General features: G+C 39.1%; 17 protein-coding genes. 10 read left to right on the top strand and 7 right to left on the bottom strand.

Features of this window, described 5'->3' with window-relative positions; genetic code table 11:
- Positions 1–40 precede the first annotated feature (40 nt).
- Together AC1WHX_RS03785 and AC1WHX_RS03780 are read right to left on the bottom strand one after the other, a co-directional pair.
- Positions 41–634, bottom strand: coding sequence for a hypothetical protein (locus AC1WHX_RS03785; protein WP_481228862.1), 594 nt, complete (start codon positions 632–634; stop codon positions 41–43).
- A complete protein-coding gene (locus AC1WHX_RS03780; RefSeq protein WP_302545029.1) occupies positions 615–1,436 on the bottom strand; it encodes a metallophosphoesterase family protein in 822 nt (273 codons plus the stop codon). Before AC1WHX_RS03780 ends, AC1WHX_RS03785 begins: the two co-directional genes overlap by 20 nt.
- A 142-nt stretch (positions 1,437–1,578) precedes the next feature.
- On the opposite strand from AC1WHX_RS03780, the gene AC1WHX_RS03775 reads away from it, so the two are divergent.
- The 4 genes from AC1WHX_RS03775 (at position 1,579) to AC1WHX_RS03760 (ending at position 7,768) form a co-directional block, all read left to right on the top strand.
- A complete protein-coding gene (locus AC1WHX_RS03775; RefSeq protein WP_009318587.1) occupies positions 1,579–2,457 on the top strand; it encodes a helix-turn-helix domain-containing protein in 879 nt (292 codons plus the stop codon).
- A 218-nt stretch (positions 2,458–2,675) separates the two neighbouring features.
- The gene (locus tag AC1WHX_RS03770) at positions 2,676–3,614 is read left to right on the top strand and encodes a DUF362 domain-containing protein (protein WP_009318588.1); all 939 of its coding nucleotides are present in this window, start codon (positions 2,676–2,678) and stop codon (positions 3,612–3,614) included.
- A 35-nt stretch (positions 3,615–3,649) separates the two neighbouring features.
- On the top strand, positions 3,650–5,176 hold the full coding sequence (locus tag AC1WHX_RS03765) for a 4Fe-4S binding protein (protein WP_278584071.1): 1,527 nt from the start codon (positions 3,650–3,652) through the stop codon (positions 5,174–5,176).
- Between the two features lie 39 nt (positions 5,177–5,215).
- Complete coding sequence (locus tag AC1WHX_RS03760; protein ID WP_278584073.1) at positions 5,216–7,768, top strand: glycoside hydrolase family 3 protein; 2,553 nt, start codon at positions 5,216–5,218, stop codon at positions 7,766–7,768.
- A 143-nt stretch (positions 7,769–7,911) separates the two neighbouring features.
- Here the strand turns inward: AC1WHX_RS03760 and AC1WHX_RS03755 are convergent, their stop codons facing one another.
- From AC1WHX_RS03755 to AC1WHX_RS03745, 3 genes are all read right to left on the bottom strand, one after another.
- A complete protein-coding gene (locus tag AC1WHX_RS03755) occupies positions 7,912–8,502 on the bottom strand; it encodes a nitroreductase family protein (RefSeq protein WP_278584075.1) in 591 nt (196 codons plus the stop codon).
- Between the two features lie 15 nt (positions 8,503–8,517).
- A complete protein-coding gene (locus AC1WHX_RS03750) occupies positions 8,518–9,597 on the bottom strand; it encodes a DUF4831 family protein (RefSeq protein WP_278584077.1) in 1,080 nt (359 codons plus the stop codon).
- A 90-nt stretch (positions 9,598–9,687) separates the two neighbouring features.
- A complete protein-coding gene (locus tag AC1WHX_RS03745) occupies positions 9,688–11,268 on the bottom strand; it encodes an NAD(P)H-hydrate dehydratase (RefSeq protein WP_122337799.1) in 1,581 nt (526 codons plus the stop codon).
- A 120-nt stretch (positions 11,269–11,388) separates the two neighbouring features.
- Between AC1WHX_RS03745 and AC1WHX_RS03740 the strand changes: the two genes are divergently transcribed.
- From AC1WHX_RS03740 to pgeF, 5 genes are all read left to right on the top strand, one after another.
- Positions 11,389–12,711, top strand: a complete 1,323-nt coding sequence (locus AC1WHX_RS03740; RefSeq protein WP_122337798.1) for a peptide MFS transporter — start codon at positions 11,389–11,391, stop codon at positions 12,709–12,711.
- A 106-nt stretch (positions 12,712–12,817) separates the two neighbouring features.
- Entirely contained in the window at positions 12,818–13,354 is a 537-nt protein-coding gene (gene hpt / locus AC1WHX_RS03735) for a hypoxanthine phosphoribosyltransferase (RefSeq protein ID WP_022601074.1), read from the top strand.
- Positions 13,355–13,425: 71 nt separating this feature from the next.
- Positions 13,426–13,998: an adenylate kinase gene (locus tag AC1WHX_RS03730; RefSeq protein WP_009318598.1), complete on the top strand. Its 573-nt coding sequence runs from the start codon at positions 13,426–13,428 to the stop codon at positions 13,996–13,998.
- A gap of 151 nt (positions 13,999–14,149) precedes the next feature.
- On the top strand, positions 14,150–15,277 hold the full coding sequence (gene obgE / locus AC1WHX_RS03725) for a GTPase ObgE (protein WP_009318599.1): 1,128 nt from the start codon (positions 14,150–14,152) through the stop codon (positions 15,275–15,277).
- Positions 15,274–16,089: a peptidoglycan editing factor PgeF gene (gene pgeF, locus AC1WHX_RS03720; RefSeq protein ID WP_122337797.1), complete on the top strand. Its 816-nt coding sequence runs from the start codon at positions 15,274–15,276 to the stop codon at positions 16,087–16,089. Before obgE ends, pgeF begins: the two co-directional genes overlap by 4 nt.
- Before the next feature lie 62 nt (positions 16,090–16,151).
- Here the strand turns inward: pgeF and AC1WHX_RS03715 are convergent, their stop codons facing one another.
- Together AC1WHX_RS03715 and AC1WHX_RS03710 are read right to left on the bottom strand one after the other, a co-directional pair.
- On the bottom strand, positions 16,152–16,748 hold the full coding sequence (locus AC1WHX_RS03715) for an OmpH/Skp family outer membrane protein (RefSeq protein ID WP_122337796.1): 597 nt from the start codon (positions 16,746–16,748) through the stop codon (positions 16,152–16,154).
- Between the two features lie 29 nt (positions 16,749–16,777).
- Complete coding sequence (locus AC1WHX_RS03710; RefSeq protein ID WP_122337795.1) at positions 16,778–16,990, bottom strand: hypothetical protein; 213 nt, start codon at positions 16,988–16,990, stop codon at positions 16,778–16,780.
- A gap of 237 nt (positions 16,991–17,227) precedes the next feature.
- Between AC1WHX_RS03710 and AC1WHX_RS03705 the strand changes: the two genes are divergently transcribed.
- Positions 17,228–18,685 carry an aminoacyl-histidine dipeptidase gene (locus tag AC1WHX_RS03705; RefSeq protein WP_122337794.1) on the top strand — a complete coding sequence of 486 codons (1,458 nt, stop codon included), beginning with the start codon at positions 17,228–17,230 and terminating at the stop codon, positions 18,683–18,685.
- Positions 18,686–18,779: the final 94 nt, after the last annotated feature.

Here is an 18,779-nt window from a genome sequence, read left to right as displayed (position 1 = left end):
CAAGAAGGGCGTTCTCTTTTTTGTGGAGACTATGAATTATTCAGGTTAAAATATCAGATAACCGGACATATCGGTTACTGCATGCATTCAGTATATAGAGATCACAAGTGCTTAATTCGTAAAAAAGAGACATTGTCCTGCGTATGAATTTTTTATCATAAAAAGAAATGCGTTGACCGAGTTGTACATGAGTGCGTATTTTGGTAGAAAACCAATAATAACCGTTCGGGTATTTTTTCGGCTCTTTGATCCATAAATTTCCGTCGAAAATTGTGTTGATATATATACCGCAACTTAGAGGTTGTAAACTCCATCCTTTTCCGAGTCGGACAGACCAAGGAACATAGTTTTCCCGTAATGTCATTGTGAGTTTGGTTCGGTCATTACTGAAGGATGGGACAAATCCCCACAACACTTCTGTTTCCCAACTTTTATTGTGGCCGTAATTCCATCCGACGCCTGCTGAAAGCAGACCCATTCCGCCTGCAAATTGAATTTTCGTATAACGAGGTATCATCTTTTGCCATGCCGTAAGAAGACGTTCGTTTGTATGATCCGTTTCTGTTTGAGCAAGAAGCTTTAGCGGATATATGGAAAACAGAATTAGCAGCAAGTTAGAAAAAAACTTCTTCATAACCGTATTCGTTTTGCGTTAAGGTAAATAGCAAGTAACTGCGTTTGTCCATGGAGGGGCATCCGTAGTAAATCGTTCCGTCTTCGAAAATATCGTTTTCTTTTGTATTGTGTTCGTGGGCATGTAGGCAGAATCTCAGATTTTTGAAATTTTTCAGTGTATAATGAAAATATTCTGCAACATTGTTGTTGAATTGGTCACAATATGGTTTGGCGTGCATTACGACAACGGTTTGTGTGTATTCATCTTGCCGGGTTGTCATTTCCGAATTTAGAAAATTGAAGTCCGGTACAGGATGTGAATAATCATATTCGAGAGCATTCGTATTTAGGCATACGAATTTAGTTTTGCCCGCTATAAAAGAAAAATTATCAGTTCCGAATATCTCTTCAAAGACTGCTTTCCCGTTACCTAATACATCGTGATTTCCTATAAGAGTAACATAGGGGACATTCAGCTTGTTCATGATATCACGAGCCCAGATAAATTCTCTTGTTAATCCGAAATCCGAAACATCTCCTCCGTGTATAACGAAATCTATGTCGTTTCGACTGTTTACATGGTCTACGAAATCTTCGGTTTCGTCATAGCAACGTTGACTGTCTCCCATAAGAATAAAACGGATGGATTCTTTTGATGAGCAAGAATTCTCTATTTTTTCGATTTGTGTATAATTAATTTCCTTGTCTCCATGAATATGGGTATCGTATGGGTGGTATTCTATCAATTCACATCCTGAAAGAAGTAGTATTTCTGTACAGAAAATAATTTTTGTGATATATTTTTTTATTAATTCAGGCATATATGTGACTTTTTAAAAGCAAAGGTAACGGGAATGCTATATCGGGAAAGTTCTGATTTTCTCTAAAAATGCTCTAATCGTAATTTCTTATAAACGAACTTGTAAAATTGTTTTATATTTGTTGCAATAGAGAGTATTATTTATGAAAGTGAAAGATATTCCGGTTATTTCGATGGAAAAGACTGTAAATCGGAATTATGTGGATGAACAGATTTCCGATGAATTTTTTATGTCTATACAAGGGAAAGTGCCTGGCTCGGCTTTTAATTATCCGTTTCGTTTAGATGGCTTGATTATGATTATATGCCGTAGAGGAAGTTGTGAATTGGTTATAGATCTTATTCGGCATTCGGTAAAACCGAATGACTTTTTCTTTATTTTACCCGGATCTATTATCCAGTTAGGAGATAAAAGCGAAGACCTGTTGTTATATGTTATGGGAGCATCTACCGATTTTTTGTCGGACAAAAGTATGAAAACTAATATTCAGCTTTTTTTGCATGTTAAAGATAATCCGAAAATTAATCTTGATGAAGAAGAATCTGAGATGTTGTTCTCTTTTATAGAGTTTATTCGGAGTAAACTGATAAGAACCGATCATATTTATCGTAGAGAGATCGTGCAATCTTTATTTATGGGCTTTTGTTATGAAGTCAGTGCTATTTTTCGACGTACTTTGGTAACTACTTCCCAACAATTGAATAGGAATGAAATATTGTTTAAGGAGTTAATGCAATTGATCGTGACGCACTATAAAACGGAACGGAGTGTAGGGTTCTATGCCGGGAAATTGTGTCTTACCGATAAATATTTAACGAGGATAATACGAGAGGTAAGCGGAAAGACGATTTCAGAATGGATAAAGACTGCGCTTATATTTGATGCCAAATCGCAGTTGAAATATACTCGAAAAACAATACAGGAGATTTCGAATGATCTGAATTTCCCGAATCCCTCTTTTTTCGGGAAATTTTTTAAACAACATACGGGGATGACACCTAAGGCATATCGGATGAGTTGAGGTCTCAAAATTTAAACAGGCTCTTAATGAGAAAAGAATGATAAAAGCTGGCTAATATTGTAGAAGCGTTTTTTTTCAGTGAAAAAAGAAAATAATAATGCTGAAAAATAATTTATTTGTATATTTGGAAAGTTAAAAATAATCGTTCAGGTGTCTGGGTTTCATTATGTTTTTGCTGTTTGGACAAGAATATCCTGGCGATTCCAAATTAAAAGTATATGGAGAGACGGGAATTTTTAAGAACAGTCGCTTTGGCCGGTTTGGCTTCTACATTTAAATTTAGTGACGCAATGGATATTCTTGCTCAAAGTGGCAAGAATGTGAAAACCGGTGCTGCTTATGATCTTGTTGCCGTTATGGGAGGAGAACCGGAGATGATGTTTCGGAAAGCAATTACCGAAATGGGAGGGATGAGTAAATTTGTAAAACCCGGGAATAAAGTTGTTGTTAAACCTAATATCGGATGGGATAAAGTTCCGGAACTTGCGGGGAATACAAATCCGAAGCTTGTAAAGGAGATTATTGCTCAATGTTATAAGGCCGGAGCAGCAGAGGTTATCGTTTTTGATCATACTTGTGATGATTGGCGTAAGTGTTACAAAAATAGTGGGATAGAAGATGCTGCAAAAGCTGCGAAAGCAAAGGTCGTTCCGGCAAATGAAGAGTCTTATTACAGGGAAGTCGATCTTCCGCATGGAAAAAATCTACGTAAAACCAAAATTCATAATGCGATTCTCGATTGTGATGTGTGGATAAATGTCCCTATTCTAAAACATCACGGTGGGGCTAACTTAACAATATCTATGAAGAACCATATGGGAATTGTTTGGGACAGAGGTGCTTTTCATAAAAATGATCTGCAACAATGTATAGCAGATATTTGTACTTTCAGAAAACCCGCTGTGTTGAATGTCGTAGATGCTTACAGGGTATTGAAGAGTAATGGCCCGCGAGGAACTTCGGCAGCGGATGTCGTGAATCCCAAGGCTCTTTTTATATCATCCGATATTGTTGCTGTAGATACTGCTGCTACCAAATTCTTTAATCAAATACGTACTATGCCCTTGGAAGATGTCGGACACTTAGCCAAAGGAGAAGCTTTGAATATCGGTACGATGAATTTGGACGATCTGAAAGTCAGACGTTTGAAGATGTAATCATATTTTTACTGTAAATCGAATTCTTATAAATTATGTTACGAAAAATACGTATAGGAATATCGCTGACGATATTTCTATTGTTCACATTCTATTTGGTCGATTTTGCCGGAATTTTGCCAAACTCTTTTCATGTTTTGGCTCATATGCAACTTATTCCGGCGTTGTTGGGTTTAAATCTCGGGATATTGTTGTTTCTGCTGGTATTAACGTGGTTGACCGGAAGGTCATATTGCTCTGCTATTTGCCCTTTGGGAATATTTCAAGATATAGCTATCTGGATTTCCCGCAAACGAGATAAAAAGAAGCATTATGATTACCGTCGGGCATTAAACCGGTGGAGATGGGGAATATTGTTATTGATCGTAGTTGCCGGTTTTTCGGGTTTTATGTTTTTGGTCAGTTTGTTCGATCCTTATAGTGCTTACGGACGTATTGTAGTCAATGTTCTCAAGCCCTTGTATTTGGTTGTAAATAATTTCTTAACGTGGATTTTTACGATGTTCGATAACTATACATTTTATTATATGGATATTATCGTGACAAGTGTGTCGGCTTTAATAATTGCCTTTGTGACGTTATTGGTTGTCGGTTATTTGGCGTATCGTTATGGAAGGATATATTGTAATACCGTTTGTCCTGTGGGAACTTTATTGGGTTTTATTTCGAAGTATTCCCTTTTTAAAGTACATATCGATACCTCTAAGTGTAACAGTTGCGGGTTGTGTGCTCGTAAATGTAAGGCTTCCTGCATTGATAGTAAAAAGCATGAAATAGATTATAGCCGTTGTGTAGTTTGTTTTGATTGTATCGATAATTGCCGTCAAGGAGCAATATCTTATACTTTGCGCTATAAAAAGGAATCGCAAAAAAATATCTCATCCGATGAACCGGATATATCGAAGCGTACTTTTGTCGCAACTCTGACCGCTGTTGCATTAACAGCACCGAAGTCAGCGATGAGCCAGAGTGTGGGGGTACTTATAGGGAATAAGCCTTATAAAAAAGAACATCCTTTGTCTCCTCCGGGATCGATCAGTGCAGAGCATTTTAACCAGCATTGTACGGCTTGTCATCTTTGTGTGAGCAAATGTCCTTCTCATGTATTGAAGCCATCACTGTTAGAATACGGAGTCGGAGGAATATTACAACCGGTAATGAACTTTGAAAACGGTTTTTGTAATTATGACTGTACCCTTTGTTCCGAAATCTGTCCGAATAAAGCGATATTGCCATTGACTAAAGAAGAGAAGCATCTTACACAGGTGGGGCATGTGGTATTTATCGAAGAAAATTGTATTGTACACACCGATAATACCAATTGCGGGGCATGTGCCGAACACTGTCCAACTCAGGCTGTTACGATGGTTCCGTATCGGGATGGATTGACAATTCCGAAAATTAATCCGGATATTTGTGTCGGTTGCGGAGGATGCGAGTATGTGTGTCCGGTACGGCCTTTTCGGGCAATTCATATAGAAGGTAATCCTGTTCACTTACAAGCAAAACCGATACAGATAAATAAGGTAGATGAAACGGAAATTGATGATTTCGGGTTTTGATAAATTGAATAATTCTTAACACAATACACACAGTACGACATGAAACATAAAACAAAATCGCTATTTGTTGTTCTCGCTTTAGTTTTTTCGGGAACGCTTTTTGCTCAAAAAGAGGTGTATAAAGACATGGATGCTCCGCAACATGAGCGGATTATGGATTTGTTATCTCGTTTAACGATCGAAGAAAAGATTTCTTTATTGCGGGCGACTTCTCCCGGAATTCCCCGATTGGAAATAGAAAAATATTATCATGGTAATGAAGCGTTGCACGGGATAGTACGTCCCGGTAATTTTACCGTTTTCCCTCAAGCTATAGGATTGGCGAGTATGTGGAATCCCGATTTTCTGTATGAAATTTCTACCGTGATTTCAGATGAGGCGCGTGCCCGTTGGAATGAGTTGAATCGGGGAAAGGATCAGAAACGTCTTTTCAGCGATTTGCTGACATTCTGGTCTCCGACGGTGAATATGGCTCGCGATCCTCGTTGGGGACGCACTCCCGAAACTTACGGGGAAGACCCTTTTCTCTCCGGTAAATTGGGTGTCGCCTTTGTAAAAGGGTTACAGGGTAATGATCCTCATTATTTAAAAGTTGTTTCTACACCGAAACACTTTGCTGCTAATAATGAAGAGCATAACCGTTTTGAATGTAATCCTCAGATATCCGAACGGGATTTAAGAGAGTATTATCTTCCGGCCTTTGAACGTTGTATTATCGACGGTAAGGCTCAATCGATTATGACTGCATATAATGCCATTAACGATGTTCCCTGTACTTTGAATACTTGGTTATTGAAGAAAGTACTGCGTACCGATTGGGGATTTAACGGTTATGTCGTATCGGATTGCGGAGCTCCGAGTCTGTTGGTTACTCATCATGAGTATGTGAAAACTCCTGAAGCAGCTGCTACATTGGCGTTGAAGGCCGGTCTTGACTTGGAATGCGGAGATAATGTGTATATTGAACCTTTGATGAATGCTTATAAGCAATATATGGTTAGTGAAGCTGAGATAGATACGGCAGCATACCGGATATTGCGTGCCCGCATGATGTTGGGACTGTTTGATGATCCTGCGAAAAATCCTTACAATGCTTTGTCTCCGTCGATTGTAGGGTGTGAGAAACATAAAAATATGGCTCTTGAAGCGGCACGACAGAGTCTCGTATTATTGAAAAATGAAAATAATTTTTTACCGATAAATCCTAAAAAGATAAAATCTATTGCTGTGGTCGGGATTAATGCCGGAAACTGTGAATTCGGAGATTACAGCGGGAAACCGGTAAATGTTCCGGTGTCTGTTTTGGACGGAATCCGAAATCGAGTAGGAGATGATATAAAAATCGTTTATGCTCCTTGGAAATCTTCATCTTCAGGATATGAAATGATCACTAAAGCGAATTTTCCGAATGGATTGAAAGCTGAATATTATAATAATAAACATTTACAGGGAACTCCTCAAGTGCGTACTGATGAAAATATCAATTTTGAGCCGGCTAATCAAGCTCCTGACCCGTTCCTGCCCGAATCTCCATTATCGATTCGATGGAGTGGTGATTTAGTCCCGTCTGTTTCAGGAAAGTATACTCTTGCTTTTGCGACGGATGACGGATGTCGTTTATATATAGACGATAAGATGGTGATCGATTCGTGGAAAAATAGAGGGTTGACAACCGATAGCGTAGTCGTGACATTAGAAAAAGACAAAAAGTATCGTTTGGTAGCCGAGTATTTCGATAATGCTGGAGAAGCTTCGGCTAAATTATATTGGCGTACTCCCGATTTTGAGAAAAAGGCTCTTCTCGATCTTTATGGAGATGCTAAAAAGGCTATTCAGGAATGCGATATGACGATTGCCGTCATGGGTATCAATAAATCTATTGAACGGGAAGGTCGTGATCGTGACCATATTGAATTACCTAAAGATCAGGAACTTTTTATTGAAGAAGCTTATAAGTTGAATCCCAAAATGGCAGTCGTATTGGTTGCCGGCAGTTCTTTAGCTGTAAATTGGATGGACGAACATGTCCCTGCGATTCTTAATGCATGGTATCCCGGAGAGCAAGGAGGAACAGCTGTTGCCGAAGCTTTGTTCGGAGATTATAATCCTGCCGGACGCTTACCGCTTACCTATTACCGGTCATTAGATGATCTTCCTCCTTTTGACGATTATGCCGTTCAAAAGAACCGAACATATATGTATTTTACCGGTAAGCCTTTATATGCATTCGGTTACGGATTGAGCTATACAAAGTTTGATTATCGTAAGTTGTCTGTCGATCAAGATGCCGAAAATGTGCGTCTGTCATTTACGATAAAGAATAGCGGAAAGTATAATGGGGATGAAGTCGCTCAGGTTTATGTGCAGTTCCCTGAAATAGGAGTGAAAGTCCCTATAAAACAGTTGAAAGGCTTTGAACGAGTACATATTGCTAAAGGGAAAAACCTTCCGGTTACTATTACCGTACCTAAAAAAGAATTGCGTATATGGAATGAGAGGAAAGGTGAGTTTTTTACTCCGTCAGGAAATTATGTTTTTATGGTAGGAGCTTCTTCTGATGATATCCGATTGCAGCAAGTTGTAAAACTTTAGTACTTGAGAAAAATAGTCAGGCTCTAAGATTTGTATTTTTTAATATTTACAGTACCTGAATATCATGATATAAATCAGTGCATATTCAGGTACTGTAAATGTAAATAAATGGGCTTTGATAATCTATTTATTAATTTGAAAATTTATTGGAATTTTTCGTAATGGATTTTCTTTTCATCGAATTTATTTTTAGGCGATTGCGTCCCATTCGGATAACCGATCGGTATAACACAAAGCGGAATGATATTTTCGGGAATATTCGTATATTTCCGTACCGTGCTTATGCGGTCTTCATACGGATAAGCGGCAGTCCAGACCGCACCCAGTCCGAGAGATTCTGCTGCTAATAAGATGTTTTCTGAAACTGCTGAACAATCGAGATACCAGTAAGAAGAGCGAATAGAGTCTCCGCATACGATGATAGCCATTGGTGCTTTATTCAGCATTTTTGCATAAGGCAACTCCGCAGCCATTGAATCGAGAGTAGAACGGTTTTGTATTACGATCAGTTCCCAAGGCCGAAGATCTCTCCCTGAGGGAGCAGCCATTCCGGCTTTTAATAATATCGTTATTTTTTCATTTTCGACTTTTTTGCCGATAAAATCACGAACGCTTTTTCGAGATAATATATTTTCTAAGACAGTATTTCCTGTGCTTTCTGTTTGCGGTGTATTGGAACAACTGATCCCAAAGATAACAGGGAGAATACACAATACAATTAATAAATTCTTCATACGTCCTGATTTTAGTTATTTGTCACTGGTTTGTCCTATTTCGCGGATTGCTCCGGTTTCAGGATAAAAAGTCACATGAGCCGGAGCTTTTTTGTTATCGAACATGTTAGGAGCTAATCCGAAAACGACACCGAATTGGGCAACTTGAAATTCTCCGTAGAAAATATTTTTCCCATTGTACGTTAAAGAGGCTTTGGCCTTTCCGGGAATGTTATAAGCTAAAGCTCCTTTCGGCATTTCTTTGACTTTCCCTTTTGCATCTACCGGGAGTTCTCTTTTTTCGGTAATCTTGAGATTTATGTAAATAGGGTCTCCGCTAAGATCGGTTTTCCCTACTATTCCTGATATGTCTGAAATACGGAAAACTACTTCATTGGCGGTTTCTCCTTGTGGAATCCAAGTGAAATGTTTTACGACAGTTTGCGTTTGAGTCGTTCCCATGAACAAAGCCGTGAGGTTTCTTTCTTGCTCGTCTAATTGTTGTAACATAAGTTTTAATGCTTCTCCGTCTGCCGGTTTTTGGTCGGAGTCACCCGTCGAGAGATCCATCCGGCTTTCTCGTATCCGGTAAATCTGTTTGGCTGCTACCTCTGCCATTTTGGCTGTAGAACCCGAAATCAGCATTTCTTCGGTAAGAACAGAAGCATATTCATTATTCTCTAATGGAGATGCTGTTTTCTTTTTCCCTTGAGTGTTTGATATTGCGTTATCGGGCAGAGGATCGGTATTTACCGATAATAGTAAACCGTCTTTATTTAGAAACATATAGGGCGTGCTTCCCGATTTGAATTGAACTAAATATTGTTGATCCTTGTCCGCTACTCCATAGCTGCTGATCGTTGCTTTATCTAATTTCCATGAAGATTTGTCCTCGGTGATACTGACCGGTACACCCAGATATTTTTCTGCATATTTATAATACGGACCGGCTTTTACGATTGTTTGGGTAGCTACGACCTCTATATCGAAAACAGTTTTTGGTAATGAGTAAATCAGTCCGTATTCATTATGTTTTCCGGCCGTCAGTTTTGTCGTTTCCTGGGCAAAGGCACTTATCGTGCAGAGTAAGCAGAGAGATATGATTCCTTTTTTCATATTAGTCGGTTTTTTTTTTATTCATACATGCGAATTTTACCCACATGCAAATATAAAATTAATTTGTGAATGAAAATACTGATTATCAGATTAAACTCTGTAATTATGCAGTTTTTTATAGGCTTGTCCTATTTGGGAAATAATGTCACCTGCAGTTATGTATTCTTGAGAGTCTCTTTCTGCTGCCAAATCTCCTGCCGTCCCGTGAAGAAAAACGCCTAAGATTGCAGCCGGTATCGGGTGGTAACCTTGAGCCAATAATCCTGTGATCATCCCGGTCAGAGTATCTCCGCTCCCGGCAGTAGCCATTCCGGCATTTCCCGAACTGTTGAAGAGCACATCGCCTTTCGGTGTGACGATAGCGGTATTAGCACCCTTTAGGACAATGATTATGTGGTAACGAATAGCTATTTCCCGTGCTTTGTTCAGTCGCTCGTAAGAAGTGTCGTTTTTCCCGAATAATCGGTCGAATTCCAAGTGGTGAGGGGTTAGAATAGAGTTTTTCGGAAGATTTTCAATCAGTTCCGTATGTCCTGCTAATAGGTTCAGCGCATCGGCATCCAATACTATCGGACGTTTTATTTGTCCGAGCAATTTGTAGAATGCCCGGGCGGTTTCTTCGTGGCGACCTAAGCCAGGACCGACGGCAATTGCAGAATAAGATCTGTTTAAAACTATATCGGAAATGTGAGAATCTTGTTCATCTGCAATGAATAACGCTTCAGGTACGCTTGTTTGGAGAATTTTTTCTCCACAAGCAGCCGACAAAACCGATACCAGTCCTGCTCCTGTGTGTAGTGCGGCCTTTGCTGCCAGTACTGCTGCTCCCATCATTCCTTTGCTTCCGGCAATTAATAGGGTATGTCCTACATTATGTTTGCTTACAAAGCGGCTTCGCTTCATTATCATACGAGCAGCTTCATCCGGTTCGATATAATAATATTTAGTTTCGGTCTGTTCGATAATATCAGGGTGAATACCGATATCAACAATTTTCCATTCTCCGGTAAATTGTTCGTTTTCGGCAAACATGAACGCTAATTTGGGATATTGAAATGTGATCGTAAGATCTGCTTGAACAATATTTCGGGGAATGTTCTCTGTATTGTTTTCCCCGAAAAGTCCTGATGGCAGATCAATAGACACGACAGTTGCATCGGAAGAATTGATATATTGTACGACAGACCCGAATCCTCCGGAAAGAGGTTTGCTCAATCCAGATCCGAATAATCCGTCTATAACAAGTGTTCCTTTAGTCAGTGTCGGAGGGATAAATTCGTTTGTAATCTCCGTGAAGTGTGAGCCGTTGTGAGGGAATGTGTTTGTCGAATCGGATGGTTTTACCGATTTTGAAAATTTCAGCCCTTCTATTGTTTGCAGCCGGTCTCTGTTTTTGAGACAGTCTTGCGATAATTTTTGAAGCGGATTAAATAAATATATGTCCAATGTATAGCCTTCTTCTATCAGCATTCGGGAAACTGCAAGAGCATCACCTCCGTTATTTCCAGGACCTGCAAAAACGACAACCGGTGTGTTGCGTTTCCATCGGGATATGATTTCGAATGTAACGGATGATGCAGCCCGTTCCATTAAATCAATAGACTTGATCGGCTCATTTTCAATAGTAAACCGATCGAGTTTCTTTGTTTCGTTTGTAAAGAATATTTTCATTTTGTATTGAATTTTGCAATGTAAAAAAGATAATTACAAAATAAATCGTTTAAAATTGGATAAATATAGAACTTTTGTCTAATTTCGCCACTCAAATATCAACAAAGATAGCTATTTTTTATGAGTACGAGTATAACGAGACATCCAAAAGGTCTGTACCTTCTGTTCTTTACGGAGATGTGGGAGCGTTTTAGTTATTATGGCATGAGGGCCATGCTTATTTTGTATTTGACCAAGACGGCAATGGAGGGAGGCTTGGGTTTCGATGCCAGGCAAGCGAGTCTTATTTATGGCTTTTTTACAGGATTTGTTTATTTCACTCCGTTGATAGGAGGCTGGCTTGCCGATAATTATTTAGGACAACGAAAATCGATAACGATCGGAGGTATTACGATGATGATCGGGCAATTCTGTTTGGCCGCGAAGGCCGATCCTGTATTCCTGTCGTTGGGGTTATTTTTGCTGATTATTGGAAACGGCTTTTTTAAGCCGAATATTGCGGTCATCGTCGGAGACTTGTATAAACCTGATGATCCGAGAAAAGATTCTGCCTATACGATTTTTTATATGGGGGTTAATGTCGGGGCGCTTATAGCACCCTTGATTACGGGTTATTTGGCTATTACTTACGGGTATCGTTGGGGGTTTGTTGCTGCCGGACTCGGAATGATGTTGGGACAGATATGTTATAATTTTTTGTCAAACCGTTTTCTCGGCGATCTTTGTAAAGAACCGGCATTGAAAAAAGACGAAGACGGGAATGTGGAAAAAGAGCCGTTGACCAAAGAGGAAAAAGACAGGACAATGGTTATTTTTATTCTTGTAGCTTTTTGCATTTTCTTTTGGGCCGGATTTGAACAGGCTGGTAGTTCGCTCACCCTTTATACCGACAAATACATTGATCGAAATGTTTTAGGATTTGTTATTCCGACGGAATGGTTTCAGTCGGTAAATCCTGTTTTCATTATTTTGTTAGCTCCTCTATTCTCTATGTTTTGGGGATTTCTTTCTAAGAGAGGAAAGAATCCTTCTATACCGGTAAAAATGGCTATGGGGATGATTTTATTGGGATTAGGATTTGTTTTGATGCTCGGGGCTGTATGGCAACGTGGCGGAGACGATGCTTCGGTTCTTGTAAAAGCTAATTTATTATGGCTTTTGGGTACTTATCTGATGCATACGATGGGAGAGCTTTGTCTGTCCCCGATAGGCCTTTCTATGGTATCGAAATTATCCCCAGTCAGACTGGCGTCTCTGATGATGGGAGTTTGGATGTTGAGCAGTTTCTTTGCGAATATCACAGCCGGCTTTATCGCTTCGTTTTTTGTATCGTTGGGAGCAATGAGTATTTTCGCTGTGATTGCGGTTACATCGATTTTACTTGGGTTATTTTTGTTGGCAGTCAGCAAATGGCTTACCGGGAAAATGCACGGGGTGAAATAGTTTAAAAATTCATTTGCCTGAAGAGAAAAATAGTCGGTTATTTTTTACAATAGGTATATTTGTTATACCTTTGCCGACTATAAATTCATTACATATCCAAGATTCGATGGACACTATTCAGATTAAAGACAAAACATTCAGGCCTTATATTCGGCGAGAGGAAATTAAAGCTGCTATAGAAAAGATAGCTGCTCGTATCAATAACGAATTAGCCGGAGAAAATCCTCTGTTTATCTGCGTTTTGAACGGTGCATTTGTCTTTGCGGCGGATCTTTTACGAGAAATAACGATCGAAAGCGAAATCACATTTATGCGCATGAAATCTTATTCTGGTACGCAGTCGACAGGTGTCGTAAAAATTATTCATGGATTGGATGAAGATATTAAAGACCGTACGGTGATAGTTGTTGAGGATATTATCGATACTGGTTTCACGATGCAGCGGATTATTAATCAGCTAAAAGAAAGAGAACCGAAACAGGTGAAAATCGCAACTCTGCTTTTTAAACCGAAAGCATTGAAATGCGATGTACATGTTGACTATGCGGCTCTTGAGATCCCTAATGATTTTATCGTGGGTTATGGATTGGATTATGACGAACAGGGGCGTAATTTAAAAGATATTTATGTGATTGCGGATTAATAATCTTTGACCTTAAAATTTTAATACGGTGAAAAGGTGACAATAAAGTGCACAAATAAACCGATATAAGTATGTTGAATATTGTAATTTTTGGAGCTCCGGGATCAGGAAAAGGGACTCAGAGCGATATGATTATTAAAAAGTACGGCTTGTTTCACATCTCTACGGGTGATGTTTTGAGAGCAGAAATGAAAAACGGTACGGAATTGGGGAAAATAGCAGAAGGTTACATTTCCAAAGGACAATTAGTTCCGGATGAACTCATTATCGATATGTTAGCTAAAGTGCTGGATTCGAATGAAGAAACGAAAAACGGTGTTATTTTTGACGGATTCCCTCGTACGATTCCTCAAGCCGAAGCTTTGAAAGCCATGTTGAAAGAACGGGGAGCAGAGGTTTCTGCTGTCATAGGCCTTGAGGTTGAAGAGGAGGAATTGATAGACCGTTTGATTAAACGTGGTCAGGTATCCGGTCGTTCGGACGATAACCTCGAAACAATAAAGAGCCGTTTGGACGTATATCACAATCAAACTACTCCGTTGAAAGATTATTATATAAATGAAAAGAAATATAAAGCTATTCACGGAATGGGAACTATCGAATCTATCTTTGCAGCTATTGAAAAAGAGATAGATAACCTATAATAAGCGAAAATTTTAGAGAGGCTGTATTCAGAGCGCATTGCGATGAGTTGCAGCCTCTTTTTTTGTCTGTTTTAAAAAAACGGTCGAAAAAGCATTATCTTTGCACTTTAAAAGATTGATTTATAAATAAAAATCGTAAAATAAAGAATTTATGGCCGAATCTAATTTTGTTGATTATGTCAAGATATATTGTCGCTCCGGTAAGGGTGGGGCAGGCTCTGCACACTTGCATCGTGAGAAGTTTATTACTAAAGGTGGTCCTGACGGAGGAGATGGAGGTAGAGGCGGTCATGTAATATTAAGGGCCAACAGGAATTATTGGACTCTTCTGCATCTCAAATATTCGCGGCATGTGTATGCCGGTCATGGTGGTTCGGGTGGCGCAAGCCGTAGTTTCGGAAAGGATGGAGAAGACCAGATCATAGAAGTACCGTGTGGTACGGTTGTGTTCGATGCCGAGACAGGAGAGTTTCTTTGCGAGGTAACAGAACACGGAGAAGAGGTTGTCTTACTGAAAGGAGGTCGTGGAGGATTGGGAAATTGGCATTTCCGTTCGGCGACGAATCAAACACCCCGTTATGCGCAGCCCGGAGAGCCGGCAATAGAAAAGGCTGTCATAATGGAATTGAAATTGTTGGCGGATGTCGGATTGGTCGGTTTTCCTAATGCGGGAAAATCTACACTCTTATCGGTAGTCTCTGCAGCGAAACCTAAGATTGCAGATTATCCTTTTACAACATTAGAACCTAATTTGGGGATTGTTTCGTACAGAGATAACCGTTCTTTCGTAATGGCTGATATTCCGGGTATTATAGAAGGTGCGAGTGAAGGGAAAGGGCTAGGTTTACGCTTTCTTCGGCATATAGAACGAAATGCTTTATTGTTATTTATGATTCCGGCAGACTCGAAAGATATTCGGGAAGAATATGAAATATTGTTGAATGAAATAGCAAATTTCAATCCTGAACTATTAGATAAGCATCGGGTGTTGGCTATTACTAAATCGGATATGCTGGATGAAGAACTTACGGAGGCATTGAAAGCCGATCTTCCGGGTATTCCTTATGTATTTATATCCTCGGTGACAGGACAGGGAATTACCGAATTAAAGGATATTTTGTGGGAGGAACTGAATAAGGAGGATAATAAGGTCGCTTCGTTGACTCATCGTAATCTGGATTTCAGTCATCGTGTGAAAGAGGAAGATGAACTGTTGCTGGCCGGTGATGATGACGATGAGGAAGAAGAATCTTATGAGGAATATGATTGGGACGAATGAAATCGATAAAAATAGGAAATATAGAAATGTTGTCTTTCGAATCGTTAAATTCGTTTGACGACATTTTTAATTTTGTTACGACTCGTAATGGCGTTATTGAAGGGGATACTTACTCATCTTTTAATTTAGGAGTACACTCCGGGGAAGCTGTGTCCCGTGTATTGGAACGCAGAAATATGCTTAGAGAGACGCTCGGTATTGCTCCGGGACATTTTATTCTTCCTCGTCAGGTGCATGGCAATGGAATTGCAATTGTCGATGAACACTTCTTGAAGATGTCTTCTGATGAGCAAAAAGAAGCCGTTTCTCAAGCGGATGCTTTAATTACGAATATACCTGAAGTTTGTATCGGTGTGACTACTGCCGATTGTGTTCCGGTATTGTTATATGATCCTGTTAAGAAGTGTATTGCAGCAATACACGCTGGGTGGAGAGGAACTGTGCAGCATATTGTTTCTGTAACAATCAGGAGTATGTTTCTCCATTTCGGTTCTTTGTCTGCCGATATTTATGCGGCAATAGGTCCGTCGATAGGATATGAACAGTTCGAGGTCGGAGATGAAGTATATGAAGCATTTAGAAGTTCATATTTCAATATAGATGAGTTAAGTGCTCGGCATCCTGTTACGGGAAAATATCATATCGATTTATGGAAAGCTAACCATACCGACTTGTGTAGTGCCGGTGTAGTGGAAAAACATATTGAAATTGCCGGTTTATGTACCAAAATTCATAATGATTTGTTTTATTCGGCGAGGACTTCGGGCTTAAAATCAGGTAGGTTTGTTTCCGGGATTTACATGAGGGAATAATAGGGATAATAAAAAACGCGATACATATTTTGTACCGCGTTCCTTTTATAAAAAATCTATTCTTATTTTTTTACGTATCGTTTATTTAACAGATCTACTATTTCGTTTGTGATATCATAAGACGGATCTATATAAAGCGTACTGGCGTTGTTAAGAATGGCCTCGTATTTTTTGTCTTTATTGTATTCGTGAATAAAGTTGATGATAGAGTCATTCATTTGGCTCAGCATTTTTTGCTGTTCGCGCATATTTTCATCTTCGAGACGCTGAATATATTCTTGCAATTCTTGTTGTTTTTTCATTAACCGTTGTTGTTCCTGTTGCAGGCGTTCTTGAGAAAGAAATGCGTTATTCTGATATTTCCGTTGAAATTCGGCCATTTCTTTTTCTAATTGACGACCTTTCTCATTTACATTAGCACGAGAGTTTTCAGCGCGACGCAACAATGATTCGTTCAAATCTTTAGCATAGTTATATTTTTGTAATAGCGAATCTATATTAACGTATGCAATAGGTAATTTACCTGAAATGGAGGTAGCTTGGGCAGCAGGTGTTTCAGCTGATTTTTCAGTCGTATTATTTTTTTTGTTACACTGAACAAACAACATAACAATAGCGAATGCTAAAACAGAATGAATAAAGGGTCTGCTAATCTTCATAATTTTGAATTTTATTACTAACTTATGTTTTACTTTTCTTTTAATAAATCTGCCAATTGCTTCTTGTTACGATCAACAGAGTCGGTTGATAATGCGCATGAAATACCTCTTTTTTTCATCTCCTTGTTTGCTCCGATGTGTGTGTTCGGAAATTTGCCGCCTTTAACGAATATTACCTTTATTCCTAAAAGAATAAATGCCAAAGCAACAATCGCCATAGTAAGAAGTATCGTATTCCACATTTTGATTATATTTGTATTGCAAATATAAGAAGAAACTCTGATTTAACAGGATTCTCGCTCGTATTTTGGCTATTATATCGGATAAACAGATATTTTTAACATTATTTCCGGTATGTGGTCAAGGAAAAAACGGGACATAAATAGGCGGAAAGAGAACAGCGTATCAGGATGATGCGGTATATTTTTTAGATTGATTTAAAAATAATTTTAAGATTATAACATTTTATAAAGAAAACTATGGATGTAAAGGATTTAAAGCCGGAGTTGATCTGGCACTATTTTGATGAGATAACAAAAGTGCCCAGACCTTCGAAGAAAGAAGGAAAGATACGTGCTTTTTTGTTGGATTTTGCACGGGAGCATCACTTGGATGCAAAAGAAGACGCAACGGGAAATATTGTTATTGCTAAAGCTGCAACTCAAGGATTTGAATCGTCTCCTGGAGTAATTTTACAGTCGCATATGGATATGGTATGCGAGAAAAATTCGGACGTTATTCACGATTTTGAAAATGATCCGATAGAAACATATATCGACGGAGAGTGGGTACGTGCCAAAGGTACGACTTTGGGGGCAGATAACGGAATAGGAATGGCAGCATCGTTGGCTGTATTAGCTTCGGATAATTTGCAGCATGGTCCTTTGGAAGCATTATTTACCGTAGATGAGGAAACCGGATTGACCGGAGCTTTTGGAATGAAAGAAGGTTTTATTTCAGGAGACTATTTGCTTAATCTTGATTCTGAAGATGAAGCGGAAATTTTTATAGGCTGTGCCGGAGGGATAGATACTACTTCGACATTTACCTATAAACCCACGATGACACCTGCCGATTATTTTTATTTCCGAATAAGTATTTCTAATTTGCAAGGCGGCCATTCGGGTAGTGATATCAATAAAGGATTGGGTAATGCCAATAAAATTTTAGCCCGTTTCTTATGTAGATGTTCTAAGAAATATGATATGGTTTTATGTCGTATCGAAGGTGGAAATTTGCGGAATGCAATTCCTCGTGAAGCATCGGCTATTATTGGTGTTCCTAAAAATGAAAAAGAAAAAATTCGGGTAGATTTGAATCTTTTCCACTCGATTATCGAAGAAGAATTGTCTGCTGTAGAACCGAATATGAAAATTACGATGGAGTCGGAAGAGCATCAGGATCGTTGTATCGATCGTCAAACGACTTTTGCTTTGATAAATGCTTTGAATGCTTGTCCTCATGGTGTAATATCTATGAGTCGTGATATTCCCGGACTTGTCGAGACTTCGACCAATTTAGCTTCTGTAAAAATGGTAGGAGAAGATCAGATCGTTGTTGCTACCAGCCAGCGTAGTTCGGTAGAATCTTTGAAGCAAGAAATCGCTTGCCGTGTAGAAAGCGTGTTTACATTGGCAGGAGCAGTGGCTACTCATGGGGAAGGTTATCCCGGCTGGAAACCAAATCTTAAATCTGAGATATTGAATATTGCGGTAGCTGCTTATGAAGAATTATATCATGTAACACCAGAGGTAAAGGCGATTCATGCAGGCTTGGAGTGTGGTCTTTTCTTAACGAAATATCCGCATTTAGACATGATTTCTTTTGGGCCTACATTGCGAGGCGTGCATTCCCCGGATGAAAAGATGCATATTCCTGCTGTTGAAAAGTTCTGGAATCATTTGGTGATGATCCTTAAGAAAGTATCGGAAAAATAGTATTTATTTTTTTGAAGGTTGACTTGGAATATAATCAAAATCACTACTGTCCACTAAAAATGGACAAGGTTAAAAATTAAACAAATTCGGTTCA

The organism is Coprobacter sp. (genome assembly GCF_982436375.1).
This window is presented reverse-complemented; position numbering and strand designations above follow the sequence as displayed.